Origin of the sequence: Geobacillus sp. WSUCF-018B, from assembly GCF_002809985.1 — a bacterium.
Taxonomy (GTDB): Bacteria; Bacillota; Bacilli; order Bacillales; family Anoxybacillaceae; genus Geobacillus; species Geobacillus thermophilus.
On sequence record NZ_PIJF01000001.1, the window covers coordinates 56,499 to 72,718 of the forward strand.

Sequence of the window (16,220 nt, forward strand, 5' to 3'; positions counted from 1 at the left end):
AGAAAAGAGGGGATTCCATTGGCGCTCTTTTCAGCGACGATCGGTTGGCTTGAACAAGGGCTTCGCTACGCTGCGCTTCGCCAACAGGCGATCGCCGACAACATCGCCAACGCCGATACGCCGGGCTATAAGGCGAAAGATGTGCGCTTTCAGGCGGAGCTTGACCGGGCGCTTGCCCTTGAGACCAAACGGACGGATCCGCGCCATTTTCCGTTTCGAAACGAACAGAATGGAAAAATTGTCGTGACGACCAATGCCAGCATCAGTTACAATCATAATGGAAACAGTGTCGATATCGACCAAGAAATGTCGAAATTGGCGGAAAACCAAATTTATTATAACGCTCTGATTGAGCGGTTAAACGGCAAATTCAATACGCTAAAGACGGTGATCAAAGGAGGAAAATAGGCTGTGTCCGTGTTTCAAAGCTTAAACATTTCGGCGTCGGCGCTCACCGCTCAGCGGCTGCGCATGGACGTGATTTCTTCCAACATCGCCAACGCTGATACGACGCGGGCCCGCTTCGTCAATGGCGAATGGGAGCCGTACCGACGCAAAATGGTCATCATCGAACCGCAGAGCGGGGCGTTTTCGGGCTATTTGCAGGCCGCCCTCGGACGTGCTGAAGCTGTCGGCAACGGCGTTCGGGTGCGCGAAATTGCTGACGATCCGGCTCCGTTTAAACTCGTCTACGACCCGGACCATCCGGATGCGGGCGCAGATGGCTACGTTCGCCTGCCAAACGTCGAACCGCTCAAAGAAATGGTCGATTTGATCGGTGCGACGCGCTCGTATGAGGCGAATGTCACCGCGCTGAACGCTTCAAAAGGGATGCTCATGAAGGCGCTTGAAATCGGGAAATAAGCCGAAGAGGAGGAATGACAAATGGTTGATGGAGTGAGCCGCATCGGGCTGGCGCCGGCGGCCGCCGCTTCAAGCCCGGTGAAGCCGGCAGCGGTGCAAAAGCAGTTCGCCGCCTTTTTCAAAGAAGCGCTCAACAATGTCAATAACGCACAAATCGAGGCGGATGCGCTGACAGAAAAGCTTGTCCGTGGGGAAAACGTCCAATTGCATGATGTGATGATCGCGGCGCAAAAGGCAAGCATCGCGCTGCAACTGACGATCGAAATCCGCAACAAAGCGGTTGAGGCGTACCAGGAAATGATGCGCATGCCGTTGTAGACGGCAAGGGACGATACATACAGAGCCCGCCATGGCCGAACGGTGGCCGCGGCGGCTGTATGGCTGGATGATCGGGGGAATCGTATGAGCAACAAGTGGAAAGAGTGGTGGGGCCGGGCCCGTTTGTTTTGGCAAGAGCGGACGAAAAAACAGAAATGGCTTGCCGCCGGAGGCGCGGCTGCGGTCCTTTTGATCCTTGGCCTTGGCATTTTTTTCGCCTTCAGGACGGAAATGGTGCCGCTATACAGCGATTTGACGCCGCAAGAAGCCGGACAAATCAAGGCGACGCTGGATCAGCGCGGTGTTCCCGCCGAAGTGACGGATGGCGGCACGACAATTAAAGTGCCGAAAGAGCAAGTGGATGCGCTGAAAGTCGAGCTGGCCGCCGAGGGCATTCCGAACAGCGGGGTCATCGATTATTCGTTTTTCGGCCAAAACGCGAGCTTCGGCATGACCGACAACGAGTTTAATATGGTGAAACTGAAGGCGATGCAAACGGAGCTCGCCAACTTAATCAAAACGATCGACGGCGTCGAGGACGCGAAAGTGATGATTAATCTTCCGCAGCCGAGCGTATTCGTTTCCGATGAAAAGGGGGAAGCCTCGGCTTCGATCGTGCTGAAGACGAAGCCGGGCTATGAATTCAGCGACGAGCAAATTCGGGCTTTGTATCATCTCGTCGCCAAAAGTGTTCCCCACCTCTCTACAGATAATATCGTCATTATGAACCAGTTTTTTGAGTATTTCGATTTGAAAAATGAAAACAAAAATTCGACAGCGGCGGCATTCACTGAGCAGCAACAGATCAAACGACAAATCGAACGCGACATTCAACGGCAAGTCCAGCGAATGCTCGGCACGATGATGGGGCAGGACAAAGTCGTTGTCTCGGTGACGGCCGACATCGACTTTACACAGGAAAAGCGGGAGGAGCAGTTGGTCGCTCCGGTGGACGAAAAGAACAACGAAGGCATTGCCGTCAGCGTCCAGCGCATTAAAGAGACGTACTCGGGAAGCGGTGCGCCGCCGGGCGGCACGGCCGGAACGGGGACGAATGAAGTGCCGGGCTACCAAGGAGCAAACGGCGGAACGAACGGAAACTATGAGCGGACCGAAGAAACGATCAACAATGAGGTCAACAAAATTAAAAAACAAATCGTGGAAAGCCCGTATAAAATTCGCGATCTAGGCATTCAAGTGATGGTCGAGCCGCCAAATCCGGATGATCCGAATTCATTGCCGCCGGAAACGGTCAACGACATTCAAAAACTATTAGGGACGATTGTCCGGACGTCGATTGACAAAGAAGAAGCGCAGGCGCTGACCGACCAAGATGTCAATAGCCGCGTCGTCGTCTCGGTGCAAAAGTTCAACGGCAAACCGGCATTCACCGAACCGGCGCCGGTTCAGCCGGCGTGGTGGTGGTACGCGGCCGGCGGAGGCGCGCTATTGCTCATTGCCCTACTGCTCTTCTTCTGGCTGCGACGCCGCCGTGAAGATGAAGAAGAAGAGGAGGAGCTCGCATTCACCCCGCCGCTTCCGGTCGAGCCGGATTTGCCGGAGCCGCCGGAGACGGAGGCGGCGCTGCGCCGTCGGCAGCTGGAGCGGTTGGCGAAAGAAAAACCGGATGAGTTTGCCAAACTATTGAAAACATGGATATCGGAAGAGTAGGAGGAGCGGCGTATGGCAAAACGCGATCGGAAAGGCGGGCTGACGGGCAGGCAAAAGGCAGCCATTTTGCTCATTTCCCTCGGCCCGGACGTATCGGCCTCCATCTATAAACATTTATCCGAAGAAGACATTGAAAAGCTGACGCTCGAAATTTCCAACGTCCGCCAAGTGACGGCCGAGCAAAAAGAGGAAGTGCTTGAGGAATTCCGGCAGCTCGCTTTGGCGCAGGATTACATCGCCCAAGGCGGCATCGCCTACGCGAAAGAAGTGTTGGAAAAAGCGCTCGGCCCGGACAAGGCGATGAACATTATCAACCGTCTGACATCAGCGCTTATGGTGCGGCCGTTTGATTTCGCCCGCAAAGCCGACCCGATGCAGCTGTTAAACTTTATTCAGCATGAGCATCCGCAAACGATCGCTCTCATTCTTTCGTATTTAGACCCGGCGCAGGCGGGGCAGATTTTATCAGCGCTGCCGCAAGAGATGCAGGTCGATGTGGCCAGGCGCATCGCGCTTATGGACAGCACGTCGCCGGAGATCATTAGCGAAGTCGAGCAAATTTTGGAGCGGCGGCTGTCGGCGACAGTGATGCAAGATTACACGCAAGCCGGCGGCATTGAGGCGGTCGTCGAAGTGCTGAACCAAGTCGACCGAAGCACGGAGCGGACGATTTTAGAGGCTTTGGAAATTCAAGACCCCGAGCTTGCGGAAGAAATTAAAAAGCGGATGTTTGTGTTTGAAGACATCGTTACGCTCGACAATCGCGCCATTCAACGCGTCATCCGCGAAGTGGATAACAATGACCTTATGCTGGCGCTTAAGGTGGCGAGCGATGAAGTGAAAGAAATTGTCTTCCGCAACATGTCAACAAGAATGGCCGAGACGTTCAAAGAAGAAATGGAATATATGGGCCCGGTCCGGCTGCGTGATGTGGAAGAAGCGCAATCGCGCATTGTCGCCATTATCCGCCGTCTCGAGGAAGCCGGGGAAATCGTCATCGCCCGCGGGGGAGGAGATGATATTATTGTCTAGCGTCATTAAAGCGCCGGCATTGGCCGGGCGCGCCGGCAAAAAGACGATCGCCGTGCAGCGCTGCATTTTCGATGTTCCGCCTTCGAACGAGGATCGGCAAAAGGAAATCGAGGCGATTTCCGCCGCCAAAGAAGAGGCGGCCGCGCTTCGCCGCCAAGCCGAGCAATATTGCGAGACGGTGCGCGAACAGCTGGCCCGTGAACGGGAGCAATGGGAGCGCGAGAAAGACCGGCTTAGGCAGGAAGCGCGCGCCCAAGGGTACGAAGACGGCTACGCCGCCGGGCGCGAGGCGGCGCTTCGCGAACACCGCGAATGGATCGACCAAGCCCGCCGCTTGGCGGAGCGGATGAATCACGAATTTTATGCGAAGGCCGAGGCGGCGGATGAGATGATGCTCGAAGTGGCGCTGAAAGCGGCGGAACGCATCATCGGCGCCACGCTCGAGCGAGACCGGAGCGCGTTTTTGCCGCTTGTGCGCCAAGTGCTGCAGGAAGTGCGGCGGCAAACGGAAGTGTCCGTTTACGTGCATCCGGGTTGTTATGAGACGGTAGCCGAACAGCAAGAATTGTTGAAATCGCTATTTCCGCACCGCGTCGATTTGTTCATCTATCCGGATGAGGCGTTGCCGGAATACGGTTGTCTCGTGGAAACGCCGTTCGGCCGCATCGATGCCAGCGTAGACATGCAACTTGAACGGCTGCGCGAAGCGCTCTACAGACGGCTGAAGGAGGGAATGTCCTCTGAACTGGCAGGCGCTTCTTGAGGACATCGCCACCGTCGATTTGTACAAACGATTCGGCAAAGTATCGCGCGTCGTTGGGCTCATGACCGAATCGAAAGGTCCGGGCAGCTCGATCGGCGACCTTTGCTACATTCATGAAACGAGCGGCCGGAAAATTCCGGCGGAAGTCGTCGGCTTTCACGAGCACCACGTCTTGCTCATGCCGTTTTCCGCCATGACGCATATCGCCCCCGGCTGTTTGGTGGAAGCGACCGGCAAGCCGCTCGAAGTGTATGTGGGCGATGCGCTCATCGGCATGGTTCTTGATCCGCTCGGCCAACCGTTGGACGGCGCCCCGCTGCCGCCCGGGCTGAAGCCTGTGTCGGTCGACCGCGATCCGCCCAATCCGCTCACCCGGCCGCCGATCGCCGAGCCGCTTGAAGTCGGCGTGCGCGTCATCGACAGTCTGCTGGCGGTCGGGAAAGGGCAACGGGTCGGCATTTTTGCCGGTTCCGGCGTCGGCAAGAGCACGCTCATGGGAATGATCGCCCGCCGCACATCGGCTGACGTGAACGTTATCGCCTTAATCGGCGAGCGGGGGCGCGAAGTGCGCGAATTTTTAGAGCGCGATCTTGGGCCGGAAGGGTTGGCCCGTTCCGTCGTCGTTGTCGCCACCTCGGACCAACCGGCGCTCATGCGCGTCAAAGGGGCGTACACCGCGACAGCGATCGCCGAATATTTCCGCGACCAAGGGGCGGATGTCATGCTGATGATGGATTCGGTCACCCGCGTCGCGATGGCGCAGCGGGAGATCGGGTTGGCTGTCGGCGAGCCGCCGACTACAAAGGGCTATACCCCGTCGGTGTTCGCCTTGCTCCCGAAGCTGCTCGAGCGGGCCGGGACGAGCGACTCAGGCACCATTACCGCGTTTTATACGGTGCTCGTTGACGGCGACGATATGAACGAGCCGATTGCCGATGCGGTGCGCGGCATTTTGGACGGCCATTTTGTGTTGGAACGCCAGCTCGCGAATAAAGGCCAGTACCCGGCCATTAACGTGCTGAAAAGCGTCAGCCGCGTCATGCCCCATATTATCAGCGCTGAGCACCGCGAAGCAGCGAACCGGTTCCGCCGTCTCCTTTCCACTTATATCGATTCGGAGGATTTGATTCAAATAGGGGCGTACAAGCGGGGGGCATCGCGAGAAATTGATGAGGCGATTGAACGTTATCCGCAAATGATGGCGTTTTGCCGCCAAGAAATAGAGGAAAAGGCGACGCGCGCCGAAAGCATTGATGCCCTTTTCCGTCTCATTTCGCCGCCATGATGGGGGCACAGCGTTAAGAGGGGGAAGGGTGATCCACAATGATGCCGACATTTCGGCTGCAAAAACTATGGACGATGAAGGAAAAAGAAAAGCAAGCAGCGCTGGCTGAATACGAAGAAGCGGTGCACAAGTTTGAGCAGGCGGCCGAGGCGCTGTACAAGTTGCTCAAGGAAAAAGAACGATGCGAGGCGGAAAGGGACAGGCGGCTGCAAGATGGCCTCGCTGTCGGGGCCATTCGCCATACGCTGCAGTATCTCGCCAGTTTGCAACAAACCATTGATCACTATCAGCTCATCGTCATGCGGGCGCGCGAGCAAATGCAGTGCCGGCACCAGCGCCTCATTGAGCTCAATATTGAAGTGAAAAAGTATGAGAAAATGCAGGAGCGCGTGCGGCGGTGGACAGAGCAGCGCGAAAAAGAGGCCGAAAGCCGTTTGCTCGATGAAATAGCCGTTCAGCGCTTTGTGCGGCAAGGAGAGTTATAGATGGCGGGCAGCAAACTTCAGCAGGAAGAAACGGTAAGCCGGTGGCAATGGATGTTGTTCGTCGTTGTCGTCCCGAGCCTCTTTGCGGCTTTCTTCCTCTTGCTGATTGCAAAGGCGGCCGGCATTGATGCGGTGAAGGCGAAACAATGGGTGGACAGCGTGCCGTTCGTCGCCGAATGGTTTGATTGGAAGAAGAAAGAAAAGACGCTGGCCAACACGATCGAGACGCAACAGCAGACGATCAAGCGGCAAAACCAAACGATCGCCAAGCAAAAAAAGCAAATTGAGCAGCTAAAAAGCGAATTGGCGGCAAAAGACGAGGAAATTGCCCGGCTGTCGACGCAGCAACAGCTGCCGACCCAGCAGGAAAAAGGCGGCGGACAAGCGTCTGCGGTGGATGTCATCAGCATGTACGATGCCATGTCAGACAAGCAGGCCGCGGCTATTTTAGCCAAGCTGCCGGAGGATGAAGCGCTTGAGGTGCTGAGCCGGCTCGATAGCGACAAAGCCGCGGCTATTTTAGAACAAATGCCGGCCGAGCAGGCGGCGAACTTGCTTTCGTCATTGCATAAATGGGCGGCGAGAGAGGAGGGGGCTGAATGAAAGTGATGATCGCAGCAGTTGCACCGCAGCCAACGGGCGTGGAGCTGACAGCGAGAAAAGAGACAGCGGCTTCCAGCGCATTTGCGGCATTATTGGCGCAAAAGCAAACCGGGAAGCTGCCGGTTGAGGAGGGGATTGAACGGTCATCCCAGCCGGAAGGAAAGAAGCCGCGAATAACAGACGAATGGACAGAGCCGTTATGGCTGGCCGCTTCAGCTATGCACGTTGGCGCTGCCAACGTTTTAAACGCCCCTCCGGCGGCTACACACAATGATGGTGAAGCCTTGGCGGCTGATGGGGAAAGCGGAAGAGTCAACCAAGAAGGGGCTGGTGCAAAAGCGCTGGCAGCCGTTCCGTCTTTTTGGCTACAGACGGATGAAAATAGCGGGTTGGACAAAGCTGCTTGGCTGGAACAACAGGCCAAAGAAATGAACGGGCGTTTCGATGGCGAACACCAGCCGCCTTTCTCACAAATTTTGCCGCGAACCGAGGGAGCTAGAAAGGAAATGGCGGTGCACTCCAACGGTGAAAGCAGCTGGCTGGCGCCGCGAGTTTTATCTTCGATGTACGGGCCAGCCTCTTTACGGCAGCAGGAGGACGCTCGCCAGCTGCATAGTGTGCTCGTTTCGACAAACCTTGCCTCTTTGATTCCATTCGTCCCTGGCGGCCATGAGGCGGGGACGGTGGAAGCAGGGAATGAAAGTTCGTTTGTCGAGCAAGTAGCCCGTGCATGGCAATTCGGCCGATGGGTGAAGCTGCCAAACGGCGTTATGCAGTTTGTTATTCGCCTTCATCCGGAACATCTTGGAACGGTGACGGTGAAAATGGCGCAAGAAGGCGGAAAATTGACCGCCCGGCTGCTTGTGGCGACCGATGCGGCGGAAGAGTTGATCCGCAACCACTTGCCGCAGCTTGCTCAGCAGCTTGATGCGAGTTCCATCACGGTCGAAAAATGGACCGTTTGGTCGGATTATGACAGCTCCGCGATGCCGCCGTATTCCGGGAATCGCCAAGGAGGGCAGCAGGGCGAATCGCGGCAAAAACAAAAGCGGGAGCCATCATCTTCCTTCCCGTTAGCGCTAGACGGGATCGAAGCTGACGCATAAGGGGGAAAAGAACGAGGATGACAACGAATGTGATTGATGGAAGCTTATGGATGGCAAACGCGGTTCAGCCGGAACGGAAAACGGGTAATCAAATTTTAGGAAAAGACGACTTTCTCAAAATTTTGCTCGCCCAGCTCGAAAACCAAGATCCGCTCAATCCGATGGAAGATAAAGACTTTATCGCGCAAATGGCGAGCTTCTCTTCGCTTGAGCAAATGATGAACATCGCCAATTTGATGCAGCAATGGATGCAAGTGTCAAGCCGTGATGCGCTTTTGCGCTACAGCGAATGGATCGGCAAAACGGTGCACTGGCAAGAAGGCGATGCAACGATGAGCGCGGTTGTCAAATCGGTGACGCAAAAAGACGGGAACATTGTTCTCGGGCTCGATAACGGAGCGACGATTGCCGCTGACGCGGTGATGACAGTCGAACAACACGAATAAGAGGGGAGAGGGAGCGAATGCTTCGTTCGATGTATTCCGGCATTGGCGCCATGCGCAATTTCCAAACAAAACTTGACGTTATCGGCAACAATATCGCCAACGTCAATACGTACGGGTTTAAAAAAGGACGAACGATCTTTAAAGATTTAATGAGCCAAACGATTTCCGGAGCGGGAGGGCCGAACGCCGGCCGCGGCGGGACGAATCCAAAGCAGGTCGGGCTCGGTTCGCAGCTGGCGGCGATCGACACCGTCCATACGCAAGGCAGCTTGCAAACGACCGGGCGCGTGCTCGACTTGGCGATTTCGGGGGATGGATTCTTTATTCTCGGCGAGTTGAATAATGGAAATCTTATAAATCCGTTGTTTACGAGAGCAGGAAATTTTTATTTAGATAAAGAGGGATATATTGTCAATACCGATGGCTTATATTTAGTTGGTGAAGGATATGAGAACGGGGCATTTACGGGAAAACGGGCTCGAATTCAAATTCCAACTAATGCGAAAAGCGTCAGCATCGGCGCTGATGGGGTTGTGAACTATGTAGATGCGGTTGGAAACTTGCAAGTGGCAGGGAGAATTCGACTGGCCAAGTTCCCCAACAATGATGGTTTAGAAAAAGTAGGAGGAAATTTATTTAGAGAAACAGCCAACTCAGGCACAATCATCAATCCAAATAATCAAAACGAATGGATTGCCTACTCGCCTCAAGAAAGCGGAGCGGGCTCAATCGTCTCCGGGGCGCTTGAGATGTCCAACGTCGACCTTGCTGAGGAATTCACGGAGATGATCGTCGCCCAGCGCGGCTTCCAGGCGAATACGCGCATCATTACGACATCGGATGAAATTTTGCAAGAGCTTGTCAACTTGAAAAAGTAGAATAGGAGGTAGGGCGTCAGCTGTTGTTGGACGCTGATGCCCGCTTGCCGATGATTCCGCTGACGAAGCTCAACGGCAAACGGTTTGTGCTCAATGCGTTTTACATCGAACAAATCGAGGCATTTCCCGACACGACCGTGACGCTGACGAACGGAAAAAAATTCGTCGTGCGCGAGACGGTCGAACAAGTCGCGGCGTTGGCGAGCGAATTTTACCGGCAAATTGGCGCGTTTCGCTTGCCGGAAGCAGGAGGATTGGACCGTGAAAGGGAATAAAGCAATCAAAACGATGATCATTGTGCTGGCGGTCATCGCTTTGGCTGGAACGGCGGCGCTTGTCGCGGTGATGAAGATGGGGCATGCGGAAAAACAAGGGGCGCCAAGCGCTGACGAACTGGCGGAACGATCGATCGACATTCCGGAAATGACAACGAATTTGGCGGACGGCCGTTATATTAAAATCTCCTTTAAAATTCAAACCGACAGCGACAAAGGAAAAGAAGAAGCGGAGAAGCGTGATTTCCAGATTAAGGATGCAATCATCGAACAGCTCTCGGAAATGAAAGCGGCCGACTTTAAAGGAAAAGAAGGAATGGCGGCGTTGAAAGAGCAGCTGAAACAACAGATTAATGCGTTAATGCAGGAAGGGAAAGTGGAGAACGTCTACATTACCTCCTTTATCCTCCAGTAGCCTGCCATCCGAAGGGGGGAAGGTGACATGACAGCCGGCGAAGTACTATCGCAAAGTGAAATTGATGCGCTGCTTGCCGCGCTTTCGGCCGGAGAAATGAATGCGGAAGAACTGAAAAAAGAAGAGGAAGGGCGGCGCGTCAAAACGTATGATTTCCGGCGGGCGCTTCGGTTTTCCAAAGACCAGATCCGCAGTTTGACGCGCATTCATGAAAACTTCGCCCGCCTGTTGACCACGTTTTTTTCCGCCCAGCTGCGCACGTATGTGCAAATCTCGGTCGCGTCGGCCGACCAGATTCCGTACGAAGAGTTCGTCCGCTCGATTCCAAAAATGACGATCATTAACGTCTTTGAAGTGCCGCCGCTCGACGGGCATGTGCTGCTGGAAATCAATCCGAATATCGCCTATGCCATGCTCGATCGGGTGATGGGCGGCCGCGGCGCCGGCATGGACAAAGTGGAGCACCTCACGGAAATTGAGACACGCATCATGTCCAACTTGTTCGACAAGGCGTTTGCCTATTGGCGCGATGCGTGGGAGTCGGTGGCGGAAATGGATCCGCTGTTTGTCGACTTTGAGGTCAACCCGCAGTTTTTGCGCATGATCGCGCCGAACGATACGGTCGTTGTCATTTCGCTCAACACGCAAATCGGCGAGGCGCGCGGCATGATGAACGTTTGCATTCCGCACGTCGTTTTGGAGCCGATTATGCCGCGGCTGTCGGTGCATTACTGGATGCAGGCGCAAAAAAAAGAGCGTTCCCCCGAGGAAGCGGGACGAATTGAGCAAGGTATCCGCGCGGCTCAACTGCCGATTGTCGCCGAACTTGGCACAGCGGCTGTTACCGTCGGCGAATTTTTGCAGCTCGAGGTCGGAGATGTCATCCAGCTCGGGCAGTCGATCCATGATCCGCTTGTCATCAAAATCGGCCATATTCCGAAATTTATCGGTCAACCGGGGAAACGGAACAAAAAGCTGGCGGTGCAAATTTTAGCGATGATCGAGGGGGACGAAGCAGGACATGATGAATGACGGAATGTTGTCGCAAGATGAAATCGATGCTCTGTTGCGCGGAATGGACAGCCGTGACCGCGCACCGGCGCTTCACGATATTTTCACCCCGCTCGAGCAGGACGCTCTAGGGGAGATTGGCAATATTTCCTTTGGCAGCTCAGCGACGGCGCTGTCCATGTTATTGAACCAAAAAGTCGAGATTACGACACCGAACGTCTCGGTGATCGAGCGGACGCGCGTCGCGGATGAGTTCCCGCAGCCGTATGTCGCCATTCAAGTCAATTACACGGAAGGGCTTCTCGGGACCAACTTGCTGGTCATTGAGCAGCGGGACGCCGCCATTATCGCCGATTTGATGCTTGGCGGCGACGGAACGGCGCCCGACAGCGCGCTTGGGGAAATTCAGCTGAGCGCCGTGCAGGAAGCCATGAACCAAATGATGGGGTCAGCGGCGACGTCGATGTCGACTGTTTTTGGCAAGCGGGTCGACATTTCCCCGCCGACGATCCATCTTCTTGATTTGAGCGAAGGAAAAGGTCTGGAATATTTGCCGGATGAAGACTTTTTGATTAAAGTGTCGTTCCGGCTGAAAATCGGCACGTTAATTGATTCGAACATCATGCAGCTGCTGCCCGTTGATTTTGCCAAAGAACTGGTCACCTATTTGCTTGGTGCGGCGGCAGGGGGGGAGGAAAACCGGCCTGAGCTGCCGGCCGGGGCGCCGCTGTCCGTGGAGCCGGAGCCGCAGCCCGCCTACGCCTATGCGGAGGCCGGCGCCCCTTCTTCCCCGGCGGCGAACCGTTTCCCGGAGGCGCCGGCTGAGCGCCTGGATGAAGGCAAAAGCGCAGCTGGACGGCATATTCAAGCAGCTGATTTTGCTGAGTTTGACGCCCCACCGCTTGCCGCGGCGGAGGCGCGCAATTTGGAACTGCTGTTTGATGTGCCGCTGCAAGTGACGGTTGAACTGGGACGGACGAAACGCTCGGTGCAAGAGATTTTGCAATTGTCCACCGGGTCGATCATCGAACTTGATAAGCTGGCCGGCGAGCCGGTCGACGTTTTTGTCAACAATAAGCTGATCGCCAAAGGCGAGGTGGTCGTGATCGATGAAAACTTCGGCGTGCGCATCACCGACATTGTCAGCCAAAGCGATCGGTTAAAACGGCTAAAATAATGTGCATGGCAGGAGGTAGGGGGATATGGCAAGAGTGCTTGTTGTCGACGATGCTGCGTTTATGCGGATGATGATTAAAGACATTTTGACGAAGAATGGGCATGAGGTCGTCGCTGAAGCGGCGGACGGGAGACAGGCGGTCGAAAAATACAAGGAGACGCGCCCCGACATTGTGACGATGGATATTACGATGCCGGAGATGGATGGGATTACGGCGCTTAAAGAAATAAAAAAAATCGATAGCAACGCCAAAGTGATCATGTGTTCGGCGATGGGGCAGCAGGCGATGGTCATTGACGCCATTCAAGCCGGGGCGAAAGATTTCGTTGTCAAGCCGTTCCAGGCGGACCGCGTCATTGAAGCGATTAACAAAACGATCGGCTAGGCGATTAGAGGTGAGGGGATGTTGATGGCCATACGGCGATGGGCAGCGGGATTGCTGGCGGCAGCCATCTTGTTTGGGGCGCCGCCGGCGTCGGCTGCCCAAAGCCCGACGGTCGCCGATTGCCTGCAGCATCCGGATGCGTGCGGGCCGTCAGCGCCGGCCGGGCAACAGACAAAACCGACAGCGAATCAACCGGCTGATGCGGTGTCTGCTTCCGATGTGCTCCGGCTCATCGGGGCGACCGCCTTTGTCCTCGTTCTTCTTTACGCTCTGTTAAAATGGCTTTCCCGCCGCCATTCGCCTGTTTTCGGGTCAAAGGGTCTCATTGAGAATCTCGGTGGAACGAGCGTCGGGGCAAACCGCTCTGTTCAGCTCATCAAAGTCGGCAACCGGCTGCTCGTCATCGGCGTTGGCGATTCGATCCAGCTGCTGCGGGAAATCAGCAATGAAGACGAAATAAACGAACTGCTGGCGCAGCATAATGAGCGGCTCGAACGGATGGCCAGCTTCCACCCGTTTGGGTCCCGCCTTCGTGAATATTGGACAGCGAAAGCGAAACGGGGAAGCGGTCCGGCTCCGTCCTTTTCCTCACTGTTTGCCGAGGAAATGAGCCGAATGGCCGACAGGCGGAATGAGTGGCTGAAGCGGTTGAAAGAGAAAGGAACGGCTGGCGATGAATGACTTTGTCCATATGTTTAACTCGATGGCGCCCGAGCATGTCTCGACATCGGTGAAACTGCTTTTGCTTCTTACCATTTTGTCGGTTGCTCCCGGCATTTTGATCATGATGACGTGTTTTACGCGCATCGTCATCGTTTTGTCGTTCGTGCGCACGTCGCTTGGCACGCAGCAAATGCCGCCCAACCAAGTGTTGATCGGGCTGGCGCTGTTTTTGACGTTTTTCATCATGGCGCCAACATGGAAAGAGATTCACGATCAGGCGCTTGAGCCGCTGTTTGCCGAAAAAATTGATTTGGATGAGGCGTACGAACGCGCCGCTGTTCCGCTCAAGCAGTTTATGAGCCAACATACGAGACAGCAAGATTTGGCCTTGTTTTTATCATACAGCGGCGCCGGGCAGCCGAAAACGGTCAACGACATTCCGCTTACCGCGCTCGTCCCGGCGTTTGCGATCAGCGAGCTGAAAACCGCGTTTCAAATGGGCTTTATGATTTTCATCCCGTTTTTGGTCATCGATATGATCGTTGCCAGCGTCTTGATGTCGATGGGAATGATGATGCTGCCGCCGGTGATGATTTCGCTGCCGTTTAAAATTTTGCTATTTGTTCTTGTCGACGGCTGGCATTTGGTCGTCAAATCGTTGCTGCAAAGCTTTCAATAAAGATGGGTGGCGTTTATGAGTGCCGATTTTATCATCCGCCTTGCCGAACAAGGCGTCTACATCGTGTTGATCGTTTGCGGCCCGTTGCTGCTGCTGTCGCTTGTTGTCGGGCTCGTTGTCAGCATTTTTCAGGCTGCGACCCAAATTCAAGAGCAGACGCTCGCGTTTGTCCCGAAAATCGTTGCTGTCCTGCTCGGGCTCGTCTTGTTCGGGCCGTGGATGCTCTCGAAAATGGTGTCGTACGCCCATGACATTTTCGCGAATTTGGCTTCATTTATAGGCTGATCTATGATGGAACAACTATGGACGTATTTTCCCGCGTTTTTGCTCATCTTCGCCCGCACCGCTTCGTTTTTTGCGGCCATGCCGCTCTTTTCGTACCGGACGGTGCCGGCTTCGTACAAGATTGGAATGGCGTTTTTTTTCAGCTGGCTTATGTTTTTGGCAGGGCCGAAGCCGTCGCTTCCATTGGATGATGTGTATGTATTGCTCGTCGTCAAAGAGGCGCTCGTCGGGCTGGCGCTCGGCTTGATCGCGGCCATCGTCATGGCGGCTGTGCAAGTCGCCGGCGGCTTGATCGATTTTCAAATCGGGTTTGCCATCGCCAACGTCATCGATCCGCAAACCGGGGTGCAAAGCCCGTTGCTCGGGCAGTATCTTCACTCGCTGGCGCTTTTGCTGCTGCTTATGCTTGACGGGCATCATTTGCTGCTTGACGGCTTGTTTTACAGCTATCACTGGCTGCCGCTTGACCGGTGGCCGCACATTGCCGACGGGCGGGCGGCTGAGTATGCGGTGCGCACGTTCGCGGCGATGTTTGCCGCCGCTGTGCAAATGGCTGCCCCGCTTGTCGGATCGCTCTTTTTGGTCGATGTGGCGCTCGGCCTCATCGCCCGCGCCGTGCCGCAAATGAATATTTTTGCTGTCGGGTTTTCGCTCAAGACAGCGGCTGCGTTTTTCATGTTGTTTGCGGCGATCGGGGGAATGTTGACCGCGGCGCGCGAACTGTTTCAACTTATGTTTGTGTCGCTGCGCGAGTTTATGCAGCTGTTGGGAGGCGCGTAACGTGGGCGAACGGCGGCTTGATTTGCAGTTTTTCGCCGGGGAAAAGACGGAAAAGGCGACGCCGCGCAAACGGCAAGAAGTGCGGGAAAAAGGCCAGGTCGCCAAAAGCAGCGATGCGGTGGCCGCCATCGTATTGCTCGCGCTGTTTCTCGTTTTGTCGCTGGCGGGAGCGTATGAGCGGGACGGGCTGCTGCGCATGCTCGCGCGTGCGCTTTCCGATTATGCCGCCGCTCCGCTGACGATTGATTCGCTTCATGCCATCTTTCTCGACTGGCTTCGCCATGCGGCGCTTCTGTTAGCTCCATTTTTTGCCGCCGCCGTATTAGCGGCTGGGCTGGCCAACTTTTTGCAAGTCGGTGTCTTGTTTACCGCAGAGCCGCTCAAAATCGACGGAAACCGCCTCAACCCGGTGCAAGGAATAAAACGGCTTTTTTCGCTGCGCGCCATTGTCGAGCTGTTAAAATCTGTGTTAAAAGCTGGAATCATCGGTGCGGTCGTGTTTATGCTCTTGCTCGGGGGATGGGACGAGCTCACGGCGCTTGCGGCCAGGCCGCCGGCCGCCATGCTTGCCATTGTCGGCGCGCTGACGGTGAAAATGGGGCTGTATGCTGCGGCCGCGCTCTTGTTTTTGGCGTTGTTTGACTATTTGTACCAGCGGTTTGAGTTTGAACGAAACATCCGCATGTCGAAGCAAGACATTAAAGATGAATTCAAAAAGACGGAAGGCGACCCGCTCATTAAATCGCGCATTAAGCAAAGACAGCGGGAGATGGCGATGAGGCGGATGATGCAGGAGGTGCCGAATGCCGATGTTGTCATCACCAATCCCACCCATTATGCGGTAGCGCTGAAGTATGAAGATGGAAAAATGGAGGCGCCGGTTGTCGTGGCGAAAGGGGCTGACTATGTGGCGTTGAAAATAAAGGAAATTGCCAAGGCGAACGGCGTCGTGACGGTTGAAAATCGTCCGTTGGCGCAGGCGCTTTACCGGCAGACGGACGTCGGCGACATGATTCCAGAGACGTTTTTTAAGGCAGTGGCGGAAATTTTGGCGTACGTCTACCGGCTCAAACGAAAAGGGTAACAGCAAGGAGAGAAA

22 protein-coding genes are annotated in these 16,220 nt (G+C 55.2%); all 22 read left to right on the forward strand.

What is annotated here, in order from left to right:
* The first annotated feature begins 18 nt into the window (after window positions 1-18).
* Window positions 19-408, forward strand: a complete 390-nt coding sequence (gene flgB / locus CV944_RS00300; RefSeq protein ID WP_063211201.1) for a flagellar basal body rod protein FlgB — start codon at window positions 19-21, stop codon at window positions 406-408.
* A 3-nt stretch (window positions 409-411) separates the two neighbouring features.
* Entirely contained in the window at window positions 412-864 is a 453-nt protein-coding gene (gene flgC / locus CV944_RS00305) for a flagellar basal body rod protein FlgC (protein ID WP_033008152.1), read from the forward strand.
* A 21-nt stretch (window positions 865-885) separates the two neighbouring features.
* The gene (gene fliE / locus CV944_RS00310; RefSeq protein ID WP_033008148.1) at window positions 886-1,182 is read left to right on the forward strand and encodes a flagellar hook-basal body complex protein FliE; all 297 of its coding nucleotides are present in this window, start codon (window positions 886-888) and stop codon (window positions 1,180-1,182) included.
* An 84-nt stretch (window positions 1,183-1,266) separates the two neighbouring features.
* A complete protein-coding gene (gene fliF, locus CV944_RS00315; RefSeq protein WP_100663743.1) occupies window positions 1,267-2,853 on the forward strand; it encodes a flagellar basal-body MS-ring/collar protein FliF in 1,587 nt (528 codons plus the stop codon).
* A gap of 12 nt (window positions 2,854-2,865) precedes the next feature.
* Window positions 2,866-3,885: a flagellar motor switch protein FliG gene (fliG, locus tag CV944_RS00320; RefSeq protein ID WP_100663732.1), complete on the forward strand. Its 1,020-nt coding sequence runs from the start codon at window positions 2,866-2,868 to the stop codon at window positions 3,883-3,885.
* Window positions 3,869-4,648, forward strand: coding sequence for a flagellar assembly protein FliH (fliH, locus tag CV944_RS00325; RefSeq protein WP_033008141.1), 780 nt, complete (start codon window positions 3,869-3,871; stop codon window positions 4,646-4,648). Before fliG ends, fliH begins: the two co-directional genes overlap by 17 nt.
* A complete protein-coding gene (gene fliI / locus CV944_RS00330; protein ID WP_094239882.1) occupies window positions 4,626-5,933 on the forward strand; it encodes a flagellar protein export ATPase FliI in 1,308 nt (435 codons plus the stop codon). The genes fliH and fliI overlap by 23 nt, the downstream gene beginning before the upstream one ends.
* Window positions 5,934-5,971: 38 nt before the next feature.
* Window positions 5,972-6,418, forward strand: coding sequence for a flagellar export protein FliJ (gene fliJ / locus CV944_RS00335; protein ID WP_047818133.1), 447 nt, complete (start codon window positions 5,972-5,974; stop codon window positions 6,416-6,418).
* Entirely contained in the window at window positions 6,419-7,021 is a 603-nt protein-coding gene (locus CV944_RS00340; protein WP_100663733.1) for a MotE family protein, read from the forward strand.
* A complete protein-coding gene (locus CV944_RS00345) occupies window positions 7,018-8,127 on the forward strand; it encodes a flagellar hook-length control protein FliK (protein ID WP_100663734.1) in 1,110 nt (369 codons plus the stop codon). Before CV944_RS00340 ends, CV944_RS00345 begins: the two co-directional genes overlap by 4 nt.
* 17 nt (window positions 8,128-8,144) lie before the next feature.
* A complete protein-coding gene (gene flgD / locus CV944_RS00350; protein ID WP_094239885.1) occupies window positions 8,145-8,573 on the forward strand; it encodes a flagellar hook assembly protein FlgD in 429 nt (142 codons plus the stop codon).
* A 17-nt stretch (window positions 8,574-8,590) separates the two neighbouring features.
* Window positions 8,591-9,451 (forward strand): flagellar basal body rod protein FlgG, encoded by an 861-nt coding sequence (flgG, locus tag CV944_RS00355; protein WP_094239886.1) that lies wholly within the window; start codon window positions 8,591-8,593, stop codon window positions 9,449-9,451.
* Between the two features lie 50 nt (window positions 9,452-9,501).
* Window positions 9,502-9,726 carry a flagellar FlbD family protein gene (locus tag CV944_RS00360; protein ID WP_047819264.1) on the forward strand — a complete coding sequence of 75 codons (225 nt, stop codon included), beginning with the start codon at window positions 9,502-9,504 and terminating at the stop codon, window positions 9,724-9,726.
* Window positions 9,713-10,141: a flagellar basal body-associated protein FliL gene (gene fliL, locus CV944_RS00365; protein WP_100663735.1), complete on the forward strand. Its 429-nt coding sequence runs from the start codon at window positions 9,713-9,715 to the stop codon at window positions 10,139-10,141. The genes CV944_RS00360 and fliL overlap by 14 nt, the downstream gene beginning before the upstream one ends.
* Before the next feature lie 27 nt (window positions 10,142-10,168).
* A complete protein-coding gene (gene fliM / locus CV944_RS00370; protein WP_044741299.1) occupies window positions 10,169-11,173 on the forward strand; it encodes a flagellar motor switch protein FliM in 1,005 nt (334 codons plus the stop codon).
* On the forward strand, window positions 11,163-12,329 hold the full coding sequence (gene fliY, locus CV944_RS00375) for a flagellar motor switch phosphatase FliY (RefSeq protein WP_100663736.1): 1,167 nt from the start codon (window positions 11,163-11,165) through the stop codon (window positions 12,327-12,329). The genes fliM and fliY overlap by 11 nt, the downstream gene beginning before the upstream one ends.
* Window positions 12,330-12,354: 25 nt before the next feature.
* A complete protein-coding gene (locus CV944_RS00380) occupies window positions 12,355-12,714 on the forward strand; it encodes a response regulator (protein ID WP_033008120.1) in 360 nt (119 codons plus the stop codon).
* A gap of 24 nt (window positions 12,715-12,738) precedes the next feature.
* On the forward strand, window positions 12,739-13,395 hold the full coding sequence (gene fliZ, locus CV944_RS00385) for a flagella biosynthesis regulatory protein FliZ (protein ID WP_047818139.1): 657 nt from the start codon (window positions 12,739-12,741) through the stop codon (window positions 13,393-13,395).
* Entirely contained in the window at window positions 13,388-14,056 is a 669-nt protein-coding gene (fliP, locus tag CV944_RS00390) for a flagellar type III secretion system pore protein FliP (protein ID WP_033008117.1), read from the forward strand. Before fliZ ends, fliP begins: the two co-directional genes overlap by 8 nt.
* A 15-nt stretch (window positions 14,057-14,071) precedes the next feature.
* On the forward strand, window positions 14,072-14,341 hold the full coding sequence (fliQ, locus tag CV944_RS00395; protein WP_033008116.1) for a flagellar biosynthesis protein FliQ: 270 nt from the start codon (window positions 14,072-14,074) through the stop codon (window positions 14,339-14,341).
* A gap of 6 nt (window positions 14,342-14,347) precedes the next feature.
* A complete protein-coding gene (fliR, locus tag CV944_RS00400; RefSeq protein ID WP_063211213.1) occupies window positions 14,348-15,121 on the forward strand; it encodes a flagellar biosynthetic protein FliR in 774 nt (257 codons plus the stop codon).
* A gap of 1 nt (window position 15,122) precedes the next feature.
* Complete coding sequence (flhB, locus tag CV944_RS00405) at window positions 15,123-16,205, forward strand: flagellar biosynthesis protein FlhB (RefSeq protein ID WP_063211215.1); 1,083 nt, start codon at window positions 15,123-15,125, stop codon at window positions 16,203-16,205.
* The last annotated feature ends 15 nt before the right edge of the window (window positions 16,206-16,220 follow it).